Here is a 15294-nt window from a genome sequence, read left to right as displayed (position 1 = left end):
AACCGTCCCCGGCCCACGGCACCGGACTCAGCCCGAAAGGCTCGCCCGGTCCCCCATCACCACGACCGGGTGGCGGGCCGGATCGAGCGCCCGCAGCAGCGTGGCCATCACGGGCTCGGCCACGCTGACGCACGCCGAGGTCCCGCTTCCGTGGTCCACGTGGAGCCAGACCCCGCCGCCCTTGGACTGCCCCCCGGGGCGCGTGGGGTCCAACGGGGACGCCCCCGCGACCCGGTTGTAGTTGATCGCCACCACATAGTCGAAGTCGTGGCGGGTGTTCTTCGACCAGTACGGGGGCGGTGTGAAGGCCGCCGAGTGGGTGTAGGGCAGCCGGGCCCCCGGGTCGGCGCGGACCCCGCCCGCGTCGGTCAGCCCGAAGACCCCGACCGGGCTGCGCTTGTCGCCCTCGTGGTGATCCGCCGTCCAGCCGCGCCGACCGTTGTGCGCCGGCCAACTTCCCTTCTGTTCCCAGCCGTTGTCGTCCCGGTCGTACAGCACCACGGTCGCGTCCGGGGAGTTCGGCCCGGCGCCGTAGACCGCGAGGACCTGGCGGGTGTCGGCCGGGATCCGCGACCGCAGCGCGGCGCCGACCTCCGGGATGTCCTTGTGGCGGGTGGTGGTCGAACCCCCGCGGGCCGGACCGCCGGGGCGCTCCCGCGCCGCCGTCCCGCCCCCTTCGGCGTCCCCACCGCCCTTGCCGTCCGTCTCACCTGCGCCGGCGCCGCAGCCCGCCAGGAGAACCGTCGCCGCCGCGACCACCGCCGCCGCCCGTATCACTCCACCCGCTGTCCGCATGCCGTCCATGTTCCCACCTCACCCTGACGGACGATCGGCCCCCGGGTGATGGAGGTACGGTACGGACGACGCGTCGGCTTTATCGGCTTTCTGTGGAAAAACCGTTTGAAGCCGGGCCCCTCCGCACGCCACCCTTCCCTGTGCCTCCGCTCGCGCCGGGGCCCGTCACCTACGAGCGCGAGGGCTCCGGCCTGCCCGGACGACACCGCACCACTCCCCGCCGACGACTGCCCCTCCCGGCCCGCCGAGCGCGCGGCCCACCCTCCACTCACCGCGACAACTCCCCTGGACATCATGCACATTCGCGACCTTCCCCATCCCGATCCCGGTGTCCCCGACGTCCGCACCGGCGGCAGATTCCTCGCGTGGCTGTGCCGGCAACAGCGCGGCGGACTGACCAAGGCCCTCTTCTGGGGGCTTGTGCACATGGGCGCGCTGGCCGCGTTCCCGCTGCCGGTGGGCCTTGCCGTACAGGCCGCGGTCGACGGCCGCGGCTCCCGACTCGCCCTGGCCGGCGGGGTGTTGACGCTGCTCGGCGCCGCCGTCGCGATCAGCGACGTCATGCTGCACCGCTCGGCCGTCACCAACTGGATCGTCACCGTTGCCCGGATGCAGCAACTGCTCAGCCGCAAGGCCGCGGAGCTGGGCGGGGCGATGACCCGGCGGGTGGCCGCCGGTGAGATCGTCGCCGTCAGCACCGGCGACCTGGAGCGCATCGGCTGGTTCGTCGAGGCGCTCTCCCGTTTCGCCGCGGCGCTGGTGGCCTCGATCGGCGTCTGCGTGGCGCTCGTCGCCTACCAGCCCTCGCTCGGCCTCATCGTCGCCCTCGGCACGCCCGTTCTGGCGCTGGCCGTCCTGCCGCTGCTGCCGCCGGCCACCCGCCGGGCCGACGCGCAGCGCGAGAAGGCCGGGCGCGCCACCGAACTCGCCTCCGACACCGTCGCCGGACTCCGGGTCCTGCGCGGCATCGGCGGCGAGGACCTCTTCCTCGGCCGGTACCGCGACGCCTCCCAGGAGGTCCGCCGGGCCGCCGTCCGCAGCGCCCGCATGTGGTCGCTGATCTCGGCCGTCCAGGTCGCCCTGCCGGGCCTGCTGCTGATCGCGGTGGTCTGGTACGGCGTCCACCTCGCCCTGGCGGGCCGGATCTCCATCGGCGAACTCGTCACCGTCTACGGCGCGGTGTCCTTCCTGCTGTACCCGCTGCGCCACTTCGAAGAGCTGACCATGGCCTGGTCCTTCTCCCTTCCCTCGGCGGGGCGCACGGCCCGCGTCCTGGCACTGAGCCGGCCGACGGGCGGCCGCCCGACCGACCCGCAGCCGCCCTCGGGCGACCTCCACGACCCGGTCAGCGGGCTGACCGCCCGGGCCGGGCGGCTGACCGCGGTGGTGTGCGGCGACCCGGACGCCGCGGGCCGGCTCGCCGAACGGCTCGGCGGGCACGCCCCGCAGCCGGCCCCGCCCGGACCGCGGGACGCCGCCGTCGACACCGGCGACCGGGGCACGCCCGTCCCCCTGGCCGAGCCCGATCGTCCGCTCTCCGTCGTCCTCGGCGAGACCCCGCTGGACGACGTCCCGCGCGAGACCGCCCGGACCGCGGTACTGGTCCAGGACAAGGACCCGGTGCTGCTCTCCGGGACGCTGGGGGAACTCCTCGACGTCCCGGCGTCCGGCCGGGTGACCGCGCCCCAGGCGCTGGACGCGGCCCAATGCGGCGACGTGCTGGCCGCGTTGGCCCGGACCTCCGCCGACGACCGCGACGACCCGATGCACAGCCACCTCACCGAACGCGGCCGGTCGCTCTCCGGCGGCCAGCGGCAGCGGCTGGCCCTGGCCCGCTCGCTGGTCGCCGACCCCGAGGTGCTGGTGCTGGACGAACCGACCAGCGCGGTCGACGCCCACACCGAGTCCCGGGTCGCCGACGGGCTGCGCGGGATAAGGGCGGGCCGCACGACCGTGGTCCTCACCTCCAGCCCGCTGCTCCTGGACCGCGCCGACCAGGTGGTGTTCCTCCAGGACGGCAAGGTCTCCGGCGAGGCCCCGCACCGCGAACTGCTCGACACCCACCCCGAATACCGCGCCGTCGTCACCCGCGACCCCGAGCCCGCGGCCGGCACACCGGCGCCCCGCACCGCCACCACCACCGAGGAGACCGCATGATCGGCCTGGCCCCGCCGGAGCACGATCCCGACACCCCGACCACCGCCGACACCCTGCCGGTCGGCTCGCCCTCGACCGTGCGCGCCTACGTCGCCGAGCTGATCCGCCGCCACCGCGGCCCCTTCACCGTCCTGGTCACCGTCAACGCCATAGCCGTGATCGCCTCGATGGTCGGGCCCTACCTCTTGGGCGACCTGGTCGAGGACCTGTCGGCGGGCCGCGGCGGACAGATCCAACTCGGCCGCACCATCGGCCTGTTCGCGCTCGCCCTGGTCGTCCAGACGGTCTTCGTCCGCATGGTGCGGCTGCGCGGGGCGATGCTCGGCGAACGGATGCTGGCCGACCTGCGCGAGGACTTCCTGGTCCGGTCGGTGGCCCTGCCGCCGGGCGTCCTGGAGCGGGCCGGCACCGGCGATCTGCTGTCCCGGATCACCACCGACATCGACCGGCTCGCCGAGGCGATGCGGGAGGCCGTGCCGCAGCTGTCGATCGGCGTGGTCTGGATCGGTCTGCTGCTCGGCGGGCTCACCGTCACCGCCCCGCCGCTGGCGCTGTCGGTGCTGATCGCGCTGCCGGTGCTGATCGTCGGCTGCCGCTGGTACTTCCGGCGCGCGCCCGCCGCCTACCGCTCCGAGGCCGCCGGCTACGCCGCGGTCTCCGCCGTCCTCACCGAGTCCGTGGACGCCGGCCGCACCATCGAGGCGCACCGCATGGGCGCCCGCCGGATCTCCCTCTCGGAGCACCGGATCCGCACCTGGACCCAGTGGGAGCGCTACACCCTCTCGCTGCGCTCGGTCCTCTTCCCGGTCATCAACGTCACCCACGTCCTGATCCTCGGCGCGGTCGTGGTGCTCGGCGGGGCGTTCGTGCTGCGCGGCTGGCTCACCCCGGGGCAGCTGACCACCGGCGCGCTGCTGGCGCAGATGCTGACCGAACCGGTCAACCTCGTCCTGCGCTGGTACGACGAGCTCCAGGTGGCCCAGGTGTCGATCGCCCGGCTCGTCGGCGTCCGGGAGATCGAGCCCGAGGCCGCCGACGCCACCGCGGCCCCCGACGGCCGGGAGATGCGCGCCGAGGACGTCACCTTCGGCTACCGCGCCGGCGTCGACGTCCTGCGCGAGGTGTCGCTGAGCGTCCGCCCGGGCAGCCGGGTGGCGCTGGTCGGCCCGTCGGGCGCCGGGAAGTCCACCCTGGGCCGGCTGCTGGCCGGTATCTACACCCCGCGGGCCGGTTCGGTGGCCCTGGGCGGCGCCGAACTCTCGGCGATGCCCGCCGAACGCGTCCGGGAGCATGTCGCGCTGGTCAACCAGGAGCACCACGTCTTCGTCGGGACGCTCCGGGACAACCTGCTGCTGGCCCGTACGGACGCCGCCGACGCCGAACTCTGGGCGGCGCTGGGCGCGGTGGACGCGGACGCCTGGGCCCGCGCGCTGCCCGGCGATCTGGACGCCGAGGTCGGCGCCGGCGGCACCGCGCTGACCCCGGCCCAGGCCCAGCAGATCGCGCTGGCCCGCCTGGTCCTGGCCGACCCGCACACCCTGGTCCTGGACGAGGCGACCTCGCTGCTGGATCCGCGCGCCGCCCGCCAGTTGGAGCGCTCCCTGGGCAAGGTCCTGGACGGGCGCACCGTCGTGGCCATCGCCCACCGGCTGCACACCGCCCATGACGCCGACGTCATCGCGGTCGTCGAGGACGGCCGGATCAGCGAACTGGGCAGCCACCGGGAACTGGTCGCGGCCGGCGGCGCGTACGCGGCGCTGTGGCGCTCATGGCACGGCTGAGCCGGTGACGCGCGAGTGGCGCCCCGCGAACAGGGCGGGGCGCCACTCCTGCGCCGGGCCGGCGCGGATCAGGCGTAACCCAGCGCCGCCAGCGCCCCCATGGCGCCCAGCAGCAGGAACACCGGCATCAGCACCTTCATCTCCACCCAGCTCCCGGCCCGGAAGCGCATCGGCTTGGGCGTGCCCAGCGGGTACCAGCGCTTGCGGCCTATCGGGATGGGCCACAGGATCGGGCAGCCCGAGACCGTCAGGGCGTCGCCGATGTCGTGCACCAGCGCGCCCAGCATGATCGGCAGGCCCAGCCAGAGGTACTCCTGCCCCGGCTCGGTGAACAGCCAGTGCGCGCCGTTGCCCGGCTCGTCCAGCACCTGCGCCAGGATCCAGGCGGTCGCGGCGCCGAGCAGCCACACCAGCACGTCACTGGAGACCCGCGCCGCCCGCCACAGCAGCCCCTCGATGGCGAGCACCATGTGCACGAAGAGGATGCCGAGCACCGCCCAGCGCCCGCCCTCCGTGGCCAGCAGCGACATCCCGGCGCCGACCAGCACCGCCCACAGCCAGGTGTGGGTCAGCGTCCGGTGCCCGCCGGCGCGGTTGGCGTCGCCGCGCATCTTGGTCGCCTTGTAGACGGCGTGCGAGAGGGTGTCGACCACGTCGCACAGCCATCGCGACAGCGGTCCGAAGGCGCGCGAGATGGTGGCGGCCTTGTGGTCGAGGTCCGGTGCCAGCGCGGCCCCGGCGCAGATCAGCGCGCCGCTGACCAGGACCGGCCAGGGCATCGGAGAGCCGGCGCCGTAGGCCGCCGCTCCCACCCCCAACCAGGCCGCGGCTCCCGACAGCGAGTGCGCCGGTCCCATCATGGCTGTTCCCCACCCCTTGTTCTGCTTCTGACGCCTGGTCGGCGACTCAGCGTAGCGTCAAACGATCTCCGTACCGGGGGCGGGTTCCGCGGCCGCCCGGCATCGGCAGACGGCGTGCGTACGGTCTGCACACGGCCGCGTACGCAGCGCGCTCGCGCCCGTGCGCCGGGGCGCGGAGCGGCCCTCCCCACCCCTGTTTGTCTCCAGTTGATCTCCATCCGGAGCACCGGTTCCCGGATCCGAGGGGAAGGCAGGCAGTATGGGGGGCGTGACCCTCATCGATCATCTGCCGAACACCGCCGACCCCGACGCCCTCTTCGAAGCCTTTTCGGGCTGGGCCGAACAGCAGGGCATCACGCTCTACCCTGCCCAGGAGGAGGCGCTGATCGAAGTGGTCTCGGGGGCCAACGTCGTCCTGTCCACCCCGACCGGCTCCGGAAAGAGCCTGGTGGCGGCCGGCGCGCACTTCACCGCCCTGGCCAACGACCAGGTCACCTTCTACACCGCGCCGATCAAGGCACTGGTCTCGGAGAAGTTCTTCGACCTGTGCAAGCTCTTCGGCACCGAGAACGTCGGCATGCTCACCGGCGACGCGTCGGTCAACTCCGACGCCCCGGTGATCTGCTGCACCGCCGAGGTCCTCGCCTCGATCGCCCTGCGTGACGGCAAGCACGCCGACATCGGCCAGGTCGTGATGGACGAGTTCCACTTCTACGCCGAGCCGGACCGCGGCTGGGCCTGGCAGATCCCGCTGCTGGAGCTGCCGCAGGCGCAGTTCGTCCTGATGTCGGCGACCCTCGGCGACATGTCGCGCTTCGAGGAGGACCTGACCCGGCGCACCGGCCGGCCCACCTCCGTGGTCCGCTCCGCGACCCGGCCGGTGCCGCTGTCGTACGAGTACCGCACCACGGCGCTGACGGAGACGCTGACCGAGCTGCTGGAGACCCGCCAGTCGCCGGTCTACATCGTGCACTTCACCCAGGCCGCCGCCGTGGAGCGGGCGCAGGCGCTGATGAGCATCAACATGTGCACCCGCGCCGAGAAGGACGAGATCGCCAAGCTGATCGGGAACTTCCGCTTCACCACCAAGTTCGGGCGGAACCTCTCCCGGTACGTCCGGCACGGCATCGGCGTCCACCACGCCGGCATGCTGCCGAAGTACCGGCGGCTGGTGGAGAAGCTGGCCCAGGCGGGCCTGCTGAAGGTCATCTGCGGCACCGACACCCTCGGCGTCGGCGTCAACGTCCCCATCCGCACGGTGCTGTTCACCGCGCTGACGAAGTACGACGGGCAGCGGGTGCGCACGCTGCGGGCGCGGGAGTTCCACCAGATCGCCGGCCGCGCGGGGCGGGCCGGCTTCGACACCGCAGGCTTCGTGGTCGCACAGGCCCCCGAGCACGTCGTGGAGAACGAGAAGGCGCTGGCGAAGGCCGGCGACGACCCGAAGAAGCGCCGCAAGGTGGTCCGCAAGAAGGCGCCGGAGGGCTTCGTCAACTGGGGCGAGAACACCTTCGAGAAGCTGATCGCCTCCGACCCCGAGCCGCTGACCTCCCGTTTCCGGGTGACGCACACCATGCTGCTGTCGGTGATCGCCCGGCCGGGCAACGCCTTCGAGGCGATGCGGCGACTCCTGGAGGACAACCACGAGCCGCGCCGGAACCAGCTCCGCCACATCCGCCGGACGATCGCGATCTACCGTTCGCTCGTGGACGGCGGGATCGTCGAACGGCTCCCGGAGCCGGACGCCGAGGGCCGGATCGTCCGCCTCACCGTGGACCTCCAGCAGGACTTCGCGCTCAACCAGCCGCTGTCGACGTTCGCGCTCGCCGCGTTCGACCTGCTCGACCCCGAATCCCCCTCCTACGCCCTGGACATGGTCTCGGTCGTGGAGTCGACGCTGGACGACCCCCGGCAGATCCTGGCCGCCCAGCAGAACAAGGCGCGCGGCGAGGCCGTCGCGCAGATGAAGGCCGACGGCGTCGAGTACGAGGAGCGCATGGAGCGCCTCATGGACGTCGAGTACCCCAAGCCGCTCGACGAGCTGCTGTCGCACGCCTACGGCCTCTACCGCAAGAGCCACCCCTGGGTCGGCGACCACCCGCTGTCGCCGAAGTCGGTCATCCGCGACATGTACGAACGCGCCATGACCTTCACGGAGTTCACCTCCTTCTACGAGCTGGCGCGCACCGAGGGCATCGTGCTGCGCTACCTGGCCAGTGCGTTCAAGGCGCTGGACCACACCGTGCCGGACGACCTGAAGTCGGAGGACTTCCAGGACATCGTGGCCTGGCTGGGCGAGATGGTCCGGCAGGTCGACTCCAGCCTGCTGGACGAGTGGGAGCAGCTGGCCAACCCGGAGGAGGAGACCGCGGAGGAGGCGGCCGAGCGCGCCGACCAGGTCCGTCCGGTCACCGCCAACGCGCGGGCGTTCCGCGTCCTGGTCCGCAACGCGATGTTCCGGCGGGTGGAACTGGCGGCGCTGGACAAGGTCGAGGAACTCGGCGAGATGGACGCCGACTCCGGCTGGGACGCCGACGCCTGGGGCGAGGCGATGGACGCCTACTGGGACGAGTACGAGGATCTGGGCACCGGCCCGGACGCCCGCGGTCCCAAGCTCCTCCAGATCGAGGAGGACACCGCGCACGGGCTGTGGAAGGTACGGCAGACTTTCGCCGACCCCAACGGCGACCACGACTGGGGCATCTCGGCCGAGGTCGACCTGGCCGCCTCCGACGAGGAGGGACGCGCGGTCGTGCGGGTCACGGGCGTGGGGCAGTTGTGAGTCTGTGAGGCGGCGGCTTCGCCCGAAGCCGCCGAAGGAGACGACGGAGGGCCACCGGTCATGACGAACCCGGCCGAGAAGCTGGTCGATCTGCTGGACCTCGAACAGATCGAGGTGAACATCTTCCGGGGCCGCAGCCCCCAGGAGAACCTCCAGCGGGTCTTCGGCGGACAGGTCGCCGGCCAGGCACTGGTGGCCGCCGGGCGGACCACGGAAGGGGACCGCCCGGTCCACTCGCTGCACGCGTACTTCCTCCGGCCGGGCCGGCCGGGCGTGCCGATCGTGTACGAGGTCGAACGGGTCCGGGACGGGCGGTCCTTCACCACCCGCCGGGTCGTCGCCGTCCAGCAGGGCCGCACGATCTTCAACCTGACCGCCTCCTTCCACCAGCCGGAACCGGGCTTCGAGCACCAGCTGCCGATGCGCCCGGTCCCCGACCCGGAGGAGCTGCCCAACGTCGCCGAAGAGGTCCGCGCGCACCTCGGCGGTCTGCCCGAGGCCCTGGAACGGATGGCCCGCCGCCAGCCGTTCGACATCCGCTACGTCGAGCGGCTGCGCTGGAGCCCGGACGAGATCGAGGGCGCGGAGCCGCGCAGCGCGGTCTGGATGCGCGCGGTGGGTCCGCTGGGCGACGACCCGCTGGTGCACACCTGCGCGCTGACCTACGCCAGCGATATGACCCTGCTGGACGCGGTCCGCATCCCCATCGAGCCGCTGTGGGGCCCGCGCGGCTTCGACATGGCCTCCCTCGACCACGCGATGTGGTTCCACCGCCCCTTCCGCGCCGACGAGTGGTTCCTCTACGACCAGGAGTCCCCGATCGCCACCGGCGGCCGGGGCCTGGCCCGCGGCCGCATCTACGACCGCACCGGCCGACTCCTCGTCTCCGTCGTCCAGGAGGGCCTGCTGCGCCCCTACGGCCCGCGCCACATGGACGGGTCCGGCGAAGAGGGCACTACGGGGACGCCCCCCTAGCCGACACACGGCGAAGGGCTCCCCCCTTCCCCCTACGCAGACATCACCTCGCCCCCACGACAACGTCGGCCTCCGAGACCCCAACCAGGTCCCGAAGGCCGACGTACCGCCGAAGCTCTGGCTCAGCCGCCGATCGGCCCCAGGGGGATGTCCTTCACGGTGAGGCTGAGGGACTTGATGGAGCCGTCCTTCAGGATGGGCAGGCCGTTGGGGCCCGGAACGAAGTTGGCGGTCAGGTCCTCCACGGAGCCGCTGGCGGAGAGGCCACCCGCAACGCCGTCGAGCTCGTCGTCGGCGATCTCACGGGTCTCAATGCCGGAGGTGTTGCTCATGATGATGAGCGTCCTTCTTCCTAGTGGTGAGTCGCAGTGCATACGGCACTGCAACGGGAGCCCCTTGAACGACTCCCGCCACGCGCCAGACTGCACGCCCGCGTGGTGCATGAAGAGCGAAACACCACTCCCTTCACCCACCACACACACCCACCGTTCAAACGGAAGCCCAACGTCACACAGGCCCTCGAACCAGCCAACGGCATCGGACCCCGTCCGCCCGAGCCTCGATGCCATCGACCGGCGCCGCCGCCTTCCAACTCACGTGCGCGCGGGGCTAGTTGCCGTTCTCCGCATAGCCACCACCTTCCACGGAGACCCCCAACCAGGATCCATTTGAAGATCACCGGCAACGGGATCGCGCCACCGCCTGGCCCCTCACAGACACCGGCGCGAACCGACCCCGAGCCGGCGCATGACGGTGCGCGGGCGGAGGCCCGCAGGCGCAGGCGCCCGGGCGACGGGCCTCGCTCCGCCTTAGGCTCGGCTCATGGACTTCACCCTCACCGCGGCGGAGCAGGCCGCCGTCCGCCACATCGCCACCCGGCTCCGGGCGGGCGTGCCGCCTACGGACGACGACGTGGCCGACGAACTGGGCGACGAGGCCCGCCCGCTGTTGCAGTCCCTGGTCGACAAGGGCTGGCTGGTCGTCGGTGAGGGGCGCGTGCTGAGCCTGTCGACGATCGCCCGGGCCGTGGTGTCGGACGAGGGGGACGTCGGGCAGTCCCACCGGTGAGGGCGGGCGGCGGGCGGCACCCCCGGCCGGGGCCCACCGCGAACGCGACCCGCCAGCCATCGCGAAACGCGACCCCGACACCCGCCGCGCCCCGCCTCACCCGTCGCGCGCCTCACCGGCCGAGCCCCGCCCCGCGCGGGCGGGGTCATGAGCGCGCGGTGAGGCTTCTGGCCTTCGCCGTCCACGTGGGGTGGTTCCGCAGGCTCGGGGGCTGCCCGGCGCGGCGGACGGCCGCCGGGCGGACCCGGCCGGGGTCCTCACGGCGGGCGGTTTCCAGCGCACGGGAGAGATTGACGCGGTACCACAGCACCTCGTCGAACTCCTCGGCCACCAGGGTCCGTTCGAAGGACTCCCGGGCCGCCTGGGTCGCCGTCAGCGCGGAGGCCAGGACAGGACGGAGCCGGCGCAGCACGGCGCGCTCCAGTGGGTCCTCGGCCACCGAGGCCAGCTCCTCGGGAGGCAGAACGGCGGCGATCACCGCCGCCGACTCCCACGGATCGTCGGCGTGCCCCATGAGCTGGGCGACCCGGCGGCTGCGCCACTGCCGGGCCCGCCAGTCCTGGCCGCTGGTGAGCATCACCCGCATCGCGACCGGGGTGTTGCCCCGCAGCAGCTCCGGCTCGCGGTCGGCGAACTCGGCGATCTCCGCGGCAAGATAGAGCCAGACCACGGCACCGAAGCGGTTCACATAGAAGCGGACCGGACCGACGCAGCCGGCCCGGGTGAGCCGCAGGGCCCGGCCGGGGCCGATCCCCATCAGCGCGGCGGCCTCGTTGGTGCCGACCGTGCGGAGGCGGGTACGGAGCGCCTCAGGGAAGCCGGACTCGGACCGGAGGCGGGCGACCTCCTCGGCCGGCACCCGGCGCCGGGCGGGCGGCCCGGAACCTCCCGTCCGGTCATCGGCCCCTGCCGGGACCGTCCGGACCTCTCCGAGCTGGGTGGCAAGCTCCAACTCGCCGGTCCGCAACTGGAGTTCCTGGGCCGCGCGCCCCATCGAGAGCGTCTGCCGCCCGTCGCACATCACTGTCACCGTCATGGTGGGTCCCCCTGCGACTCGATCGTCGATCACTGACGGTCACGACGTTAGCCGCTGACGGTGACGGGGCGTCAACGCCCGCCTCAAGCCTGTGGATAACTCTCCGGCCGGCGGGCCTCGACGCCGAGATGCTCCCCGACGCGGTTGACCAACAGCGTCATCTCGTAGGCGATCTGCCCCATGTCGGCGTCGGCGCCGGCCAGCACGCACAGGCAGCTGCCGTCCCCCGCCGCCGTCACGAACAGCATCCCGTCATCGAACTCGACCATCGTCTGCCGCACCCGGCCGACGCCGAAGTGGCGGGCGGACCCCTTCGCGAGGCTGTGCAGTCCGGACGCGACCGCCGCGAGATGCTCGGCGTCCTCCCGTGTCAGCTCCTGGCTCGCGCCGGTCACCAGCCCGTCGTTGGACAGCACCAGGGCGTGCCGTACCTTCTCCACGCGTTTGGTCAGATCGTCCAGCAGCCAGTCGAGTCCGCTGCTCAGTGCCATGCCGCTTCCTCCCCGTATCCCCGTCCGCGGTGTGGCCGGACGGCAGTTCGCAGCCCGTCGGCGGGCTGCCGTGCCAGCCTGTCCCACCTCTGCCGTCTCGGCAAGCGGCTCCGCATCCGGTGTGCCGGCTGCCGGCGGATCGCTCCGGCGGCAAGGATGGCGGCATGGCACACAGGATGACGAAGGATGAGTGGCGGGCGTTCCTTTCCGAGGGCACCAGAACCGGAAAACTTTCGACGGTGCGGTCCGACGGCAGCCCGCACATCGCCCCGGTGTGCTTCCTCATGGACGGCGACACGCTGGTGTTCGCCACCGGCCGCGACTCGGTCAAGGGCCGCAATCTCCTCCGCGACAACAGGGTGGCGCTGTGCGTCGACGACGAGCGGCCGCCGTACGCGTTCGCGGTCGTGCAGGGCACGGCGGAGCTCAGCGAGGAACTGTCGGACCTGCGGCGCTGGACCACCCGGATCGCGGTGCGCTATGTGGGCGAGGAGCGCGCGGAGGAGTTCGGCGCCCGCAACGGCGTCCCGGGGCAACTGCTGGTGCGGGTCCGGATCGACAAGGTGGTGGCGGTCGCCCGGCTCGCGGAGTGAGGGGCGGGGCGCGGGCCGTCCGGCACCCCCGTCGGCCGGTCAGCCCACCGAGCCCACCCGCCGGTCGGAGTGCCGCCGCCCGGCGTGCTCGACCAGCCGGACCAGCACCTCCTTGCCCGAGTCGCGGTCCCGGGCGTCGCAGAGCACGACGGGCGTCCCGCGGTCCAGGTCCAGCGCGCGGGAGACCTCGTCGGCACCGTAGGCCCCGGCTCCGGGGAAGCAGTTGACGGCCACCACGAACGGGACGGCGCGGCGCTCGAAGTAGTCGACGGCCGGGAAGCAGTCCGGCAACCGCCGGGTGTCGGCCAGCACCACCGCACCCAGCGCCCCCTCCGAGAGGTCGTCCCACAGGAACCAGAAGCGGTCCTGCCCCGGGGTGCCGAAGAGGTACAGGGACAGCCCCGCCCTGATGGTGATGCGGCCGAAGTCCATCGCCACGGTGGTGGTGTCCTTGCCCACCACTCCCCCGATGTCGTCGACCGCCGCGCCCGCCGCGCTGAGCCGCTCCTCGGTGCGCAACGGCCGGATCTCGCTGACCGCACCCACCAGGGTCGTCTTGCCCACCCCGAAGCCGCCTGCCACCAGGACCTTCAGTGCCACGTCGGGGGCAGCGTCCTGCGCCAGGTCCTTCGGGGGCCCTTGTACGGCGTTCATCGGCCGTCTCCTCCGGGGTGCGAGATCCCGCGCGACGCGGGCGTGCGGATTCCAGGGCACAGCGATGGGGCCGGCGACGGCACCGCGTGCCGTCCGGAGATCCATGGCGAGGACCGTACCGCCCGCTGATCGCGATGTCCTCGGATTCCGGAAAGCCGGCGTGGACGGCGGTCTTCCTGGTGGCGCGGTGGCGCGCCCGCCACTCCCGTACGGAGCCGGCCGCGGCGCCCGCCGTCCGGTGGCCCGCGGTCCTCTCGCTCACCGTCACCACCGGCGTCGGGCTCGGCCTGATCACCTCCGCCGACCCCAACATCGCCCGCGTCGTCGGCTTCCTGCTCACCGACGGCGCCGCGCACGGCACACTGGGCGCGATGAACCTCGGCGTGGTGGCCGCCCTGCTCGTCGCGGGCGTCCTCTACGCCCTCACCGCACCCGAAGGAGACCGATGACCGGCCCGCACGGCAGTCTTCCGCACGAGGTCCGCGCGTTCTTCGGCGTACGCGCCGCCGGTTGGGACGCCAAGTTCCCTGGCGACGGCCCCGCCTACGCTGCCGGCGTGGCCGAACTGGGCCTTCGCCAGGGCCAGCGGGTGCTGGACGCCGGCTGCGGCACCGGACGCGCCCTGCCGGCCCTCAGAGCGGCCGTGGGAGCCCGCGGGACGGTCCTGGGCGCCGATCTCACCCCGGAGATGCTGACGGCCGCCGTACGGGCCGGCCGCGACGCCTGCGCGGACCTGCTGCTCGCCGACGTGGCCCGGCTCCCGCTCCCGTCCTCGGCACTGGACGCCGTGTTCGCCGCCGGACTGCTCTCCCATCTGCCCGACTCCGCGGCCGGACTGTCCGAACTCGCCAGGGTGGTGCGCCCCGGTGGCCGGCTCGCGCTCTTCCATCCCGTGGGACGGGCCGCCCTCGCCGCCCGCAAGGGGCGCCGGCTCACCCCGGACGACCTGCGGGCCGAGCCCCAGCTGCGCCCCCTCCTGGCCCGCAGCGGCTGGGACCTCGTCCAGTACACCGACGAGGACACCCGCTATCTGGCGCTGGCGGTCCGCCGAGGGTGAGGCTCCCGGGCGGACCGCCGCACCTCAGGACGCCGCCGGACCCTCCCCGGCGGGAGCGTCGCCGACGGGGTGCACGGGGCAGCCGCCGCCCCGGCGGGGCGCGGGGAACGTCCCGAGTCCGGCGATCCGGTAGCCGTTCGGATAGCCCTTGATCTCGGGGTTCTGGCGGGCGAAGTGCGCAGTGCGGCGCGGCGGCAGCAGCCGCACGGCCTTGGCGCGCACCTTCAGGGCCGTCCGCACCGCCGTGCGCACCGCGGGCCGGGGCCGGTCGTAGCGGAAGGCCGTCAGCAGCGCGTCGTCCAGGAGGGCCATGCTGGCGCCGCGCACCACGGGGGCGAGCGGGCCGTACCAGCCCGCCATCAGGTCCAGGGAGGCGTCGGCCACCCGGCGGGCGCCGGGGTCCCAGCCGAAGTGCGCCTCCTCGTAGGCGTCCAGGCAGTCCATGAACTCCTGGTGGGTCTGCGGGATGTCGCGGATGCCCATGTGCCGGCCGAGGGTGCGGTAGTACGCCGCCATGGCGCGCTTCTCGTGCTCGCTCAGCCGCCGCCAGCCGTACTTCTCGATCCAGCGGATCGGGACCGCGACGAAGGTGCACAGGACATAGCGCATGTCCTCGTTGCTGATGTCGTAGCTGCGGTGCATCTGGTTGATGCGGCGGATCGCGGTCCGCCCCTCGTCGGCGTCGAAGCCGTGCTCGATGACGGTGTCCAGGAGCAGGGCGGTGTCGTCGTAGCGCTTTTGCGCACGGTCGGTCAACTCGGCGGTCTCGGCGAGCAGTCGGCCGATGCTCGGCACCGCGTAGGTGCGGTAGAGCGCCAACTCCAGGGCCCTGGTGATGTCCCAGGGGAATTCATGGGAGTAGGTGATGCGGTGGATCCGTAAGAAGTCGCGCTCCGGGTCGAGTCGCAGGATCTCCTTGAGCCAGTCGTAGCGCCGCACCTGTGGTCCGTCCCTTCGTCGCCGAAGCGCCCACAGTACGGGCGCAGGACGCACGCCCACGACGGGCCAGGCCCGCGGCCGCGGGCATCGTCGCAGCGTAGGACTG

Annotated in this window: 15 protein-coding genes; 8 read left to right on the top strand and 7 right to left on the bottom strand. The window is 72.9% G+C overall.

The genetic code is table 11. The annotated features are described in order from the left end of the window. Positions 1-27: 27 nt before the first annotated feature. Positions 28-804: a hypothetical protein gene (locus ACIQE0_RS01805; protein WP_402328306.1), complete on the bottom strand. Its 777-nt coding sequence runs from the start codon at positions 802-804 to the stop codon at positions 28-30. Positions 805-1089: 285 nt separating this feature from the next. Here ACIQE0_RS01805 and ACIQE0_RS01800 point away from each other — a divergent pair, with 285 nt between their 5' ends. Both ACIQE0_RS01800 and ACIQE0_RS01795 read left to right on the top strand, forming a co-directional pair. Next, positions 1090-2952, top strand: coding sequence for an ABC transporter transmembrane domain-containing protein (locus tag ACIQE0_RS01800; RefSeq protein WP_402328303.1), 1863 nt, complete (start codon positions 1090-1092; stop codon positions 2950-2952). Continuing rightward, positions 2949-4733 (top strand): ABC transporter ATP-binding protein, encoded by a 1785-nt coding sequence (locus ACIQE0_RS01795; RefSeq protein ID WP_366330252.1) that lies wholly within the window; start codon positions 2949-2951, stop codon positions 4731-4733. Before ACIQE0_RS01800 ends, ACIQE0_RS01795 begins: the two co-directional genes overlap by 4 nt. A 68-nt stretch (positions 4734-4801) precedes the next feature. Here the strand turns inward: ACIQE0_RS01795 and ACIQE0_RS01790 are convergent, their stop codons facing one another. Continuing rightward, positions 4802-5593, bottom strand: a complete 792-nt coding sequence (locus tag ACIQE0_RS01790) for a metal-dependent hydrolase (protein ID WP_366330253.1) — start codon at positions 5591-5593, stop codon at positions 4802-4804. Positions 5594-5861: 268 nt separating this feature from the next. Here ACIQE0_RS01790 and ACIQE0_RS01785 point away from each other — a divergent pair, with 268 nt between their 5' ends. Both ACIQE0_RS01785 and ACIQE0_RS01780 read left to right on the top strand, forming a co-directional pair. Next, a complete protein-coding gene (locus ACIQE0_RS01785) occupies positions 5862-8375 on the top strand; it encodes a DUF3516 domain-containing protein (protein ID WP_366330254.1) in 2514 nt (837 codons plus the stop codon). Positions 8376-8435: 60 nt separating this feature from the next. After that, positions 8436-9350, top strand: coding sequence for an acyl-CoA thioesterase (locus ACIQE0_RS01780; RefSeq protein WP_402328299.1), 915 nt, complete (start codon positions 8436-8438; stop codon positions 9348-9350). 122 nt (positions 9351-9472) lie between these two features. On the opposite strand, the gene ACIQE0_RS01775 is transcribed toward ACIQE0_RS01780, so the two are convergent. Further along, positions 9473-9682 carry a hypothetical protein gene (locus tag ACIQE0_RS01775; protein ID WP_402328297.1) on the bottom strand — a complete coding sequence of 70 codons (210 nt, stop codon included), beginning with the start codon at positions 9680-9682 and terminating at the stop codon, positions 9473-9475. Positions 9683-10172: 490 nt separating this feature from the next. Between ACIQE0_RS01775 and ACIQE0_RS01770 the strand changes: the two genes are divergently transcribed. After that, a complete protein-coding gene (locus tag ACIQE0_RS01770) occupies positions 10173-10418 on the top strand; it encodes a hypothetical protein (protein WP_402328295.1) in 246 nt (81 codons plus the stop codon). A gap of 145 nt (positions 10419-10563) precedes the next feature. On the opposite strand, the gene ACIQE0_RS01765 is transcribed toward ACIQE0_RS01770, so the two are convergent. Beyond that, positions 10564-11454 (bottom strand): DUF6397 family protein, encoded by an 891-nt coding sequence (locus ACIQE0_RS01765; RefSeq protein ID WP_402328293.1) that lies wholly within the window; start codon positions 11452-11454, stop codon positions 10564-10566. Between the two features lie 83 nt (positions 11455-11537). Next, positions 11538-11945 carry a roadblock/LC7 domain-containing protein gene (locus tag ACIQE0_RS01760; protein WP_366330259.1) on the bottom strand — a complete coding sequence of 136 codons (408 nt, stop codon included), beginning with the start codon at positions 11943-11945 and terminating at the stop codon, positions 11538-11540. A 164-nt stretch (positions 11946-12109) separates the two neighbouring features. Here ACIQE0_RS01760 and ACIQE0_RS01755 point away from each other — a divergent pair, with 164 nt between their 5' ends. After that, positions 12110-12538 (top strand): PPOX class F420-dependent oxidoreductase, encoded by a 429-nt coding sequence (locus ACIQE0_RS01755; RefSeq protein WP_366330260.1) that lies wholly within the window; start codon positions 12110-12112, stop codon positions 12536-12538. A gap of 39 nt (positions 12539-12577) precedes the next feature. On the opposite strand, the gene ACIQE0_RS01750 is transcribed toward ACIQE0_RS01755, so the two are convergent. Further along, the gene (locus tag ACIQE0_RS01750) at positions 12578-13192 is read right to left on the bottom strand and encodes an ATP/GTP-binding protein (protein ID WP_366330261.1); all 615 of its coding nucleotides are present in this window, start codon (positions 13190-13192) and stop codon (positions 12578-12580) included. Between the two features lie 134 nt (positions 13193-13326). Between ACIQE0_RS01750 and ACIQE0_RS01745 the strand changes: the two genes are divergently transcribed. Together ACIQE0_RS01745 and ACIQE0_RS01740 are read left to right on the top strand one after the other, a co-directional pair. Next, positions 13327-13641: a hypothetical protein gene (locus ACIQE0_RS01745; protein ID WP_366330262.1), complete on the top strand. Its 315-nt coding sequence runs from the start codon at positions 13327-13329 to the stop codon at positions 13639-13641. Further along, entirely contained in the window at positions 13638-14249 is a 612-nt protein-coding gene (locus ACIQE0_RS01740) for a class I SAM-dependent methyltransferase (RefSeq protein WP_384104385.1), read from the top strand. Before ACIQE0_RS01745 ends, ACIQE0_RS01740 begins: the two co-directional genes overlap by 4 nt. Before the next feature lie 24 nt (positions 14250-14273). On the opposite strand, the gene ACIQE0_RS01735 is transcribed toward ACIQE0_RS01740, so the two are convergent. Then, positions 14274-15188, bottom strand: coding sequence for an oxygenase MpaB family protein (locus ACIQE0_RS01735; RefSeq protein ID WP_402328288.1), 915 nt, complete (start codon positions 15186-15188; stop codon positions 14274-14276). Positions 15189-15294 lie beyond the last annotated feature (106 nt).

The sequence above is a fragment of the Streptomyces sp. NPDC093097 genome, from assembly GCF_044754325.1.
Classification (GTDB): Bacteria; Actinomycetota; Actinomycetes; order Streptomycetales; family Streptomycetaceae; genus Streptomyces.
The sequence above is the reverse complement of the archived record's forward strand: the minus strand, read 5'-3'. Positions and strand labels throughout refer to the sequence as shown.

Excerpts from the sequence above, each read along its gene's own strand:
- ACIQE0_RS01775 (WP_402328297.1), bottom strand. The coding sequence starts at position 9,682 with ATGAGCAACACCTCCGGCATTGAGACCCGTGAGATCGCCGACGACGAG.
- ACIQE0_RS01800 (WP_402328303.1), top strand. The coding sequence starts at position 1,090 with ATGCACATTCGCGACCTTCCCCATCCCGATCCCGGTGTCCCCGACGTC.
- ACIQE0_RS01790 (WP_366330253.1), bottom strand. The coding sequence starts at position 5,593 with ATGATGGGACCGGCGCACTCGCTGTCGGGAGCCGCGGCCTGGTTGGGG.
- ACIQE0_RS01740 (WP_384104385.1), top strand. The coding sequence starts at position 13,638 with ATGACCGGCCCGCACGGCAGTCTTCCGCACGAGGTCCGCGCGTTCTTC.
- ACIQE0_RS01755 (WP_366330260.1), top strand. The coding sequence starts at position 12,110 with ATGGCACACAGGATGACGAAGGATGAGTGGCGGGCGTTCCTTTCCGAG.
- ACIQE0_RS01765 (WP_402328293.1), bottom strand. The coding sequence starts at position 11,454 with ATGACGGTGACAGTGATGTGCGACGGGCGGCAGACGCTCTCGATGGGG.
- ACIQE0_RS01760 (WP_366330259.1), bottom strand. The coding sequence starts at position 11,945 with ATGGCACTGAGCAGCGGACTCGACTGGCTGCTGGACGATCTGACCAAA.
- ACIQE0_RS01780 (WP_402328299.1), top strand. The coding sequence starts at position 8,436 with ATGACGAACCCGGCCGAGAAGCTGGTCGATCTGCTGGACCTCGAACAG.
- ACIQE0_RS01750 (WP_366330261.1), bottom strand. The coding sequence starts at position 13,192 with ATGAACGCCGTACAAGGGCCCCCGAAGGACCTGGCGCAGGACGCTGCC.
- ACIQE0_RS01745 (WP_366330262.1), top strand. The coding sequence starts at position 13,327 with ATGTCCTCGGATTCCGGAAAGCCGGCGTGGACGGCGGTCTTCCTGGTG.
- ACIQE0_RS01770 (WP_402328295.1), top strand. The coding sequence starts at position 10,173 with ATGGACTTCACCCTCACCGCGGCGGAGCAGGCCGCCGTCCGCCACATC.
- ACIQE0_RS01805 (WP_402328306.1), bottom strand. The coding sequence starts at position 804 with ATGGACGGCATGCGGACAGCGGGTGGAGTGATACGGGCGGCGGCGGTG.
- ACIQE0_RS01795 (WP_366330252.1), top strand. The coding sequence starts at position 2,949 with ATGATCGGCCTGGCCCCGCCGGAGCACGATCCCGACACCCCGACCACC.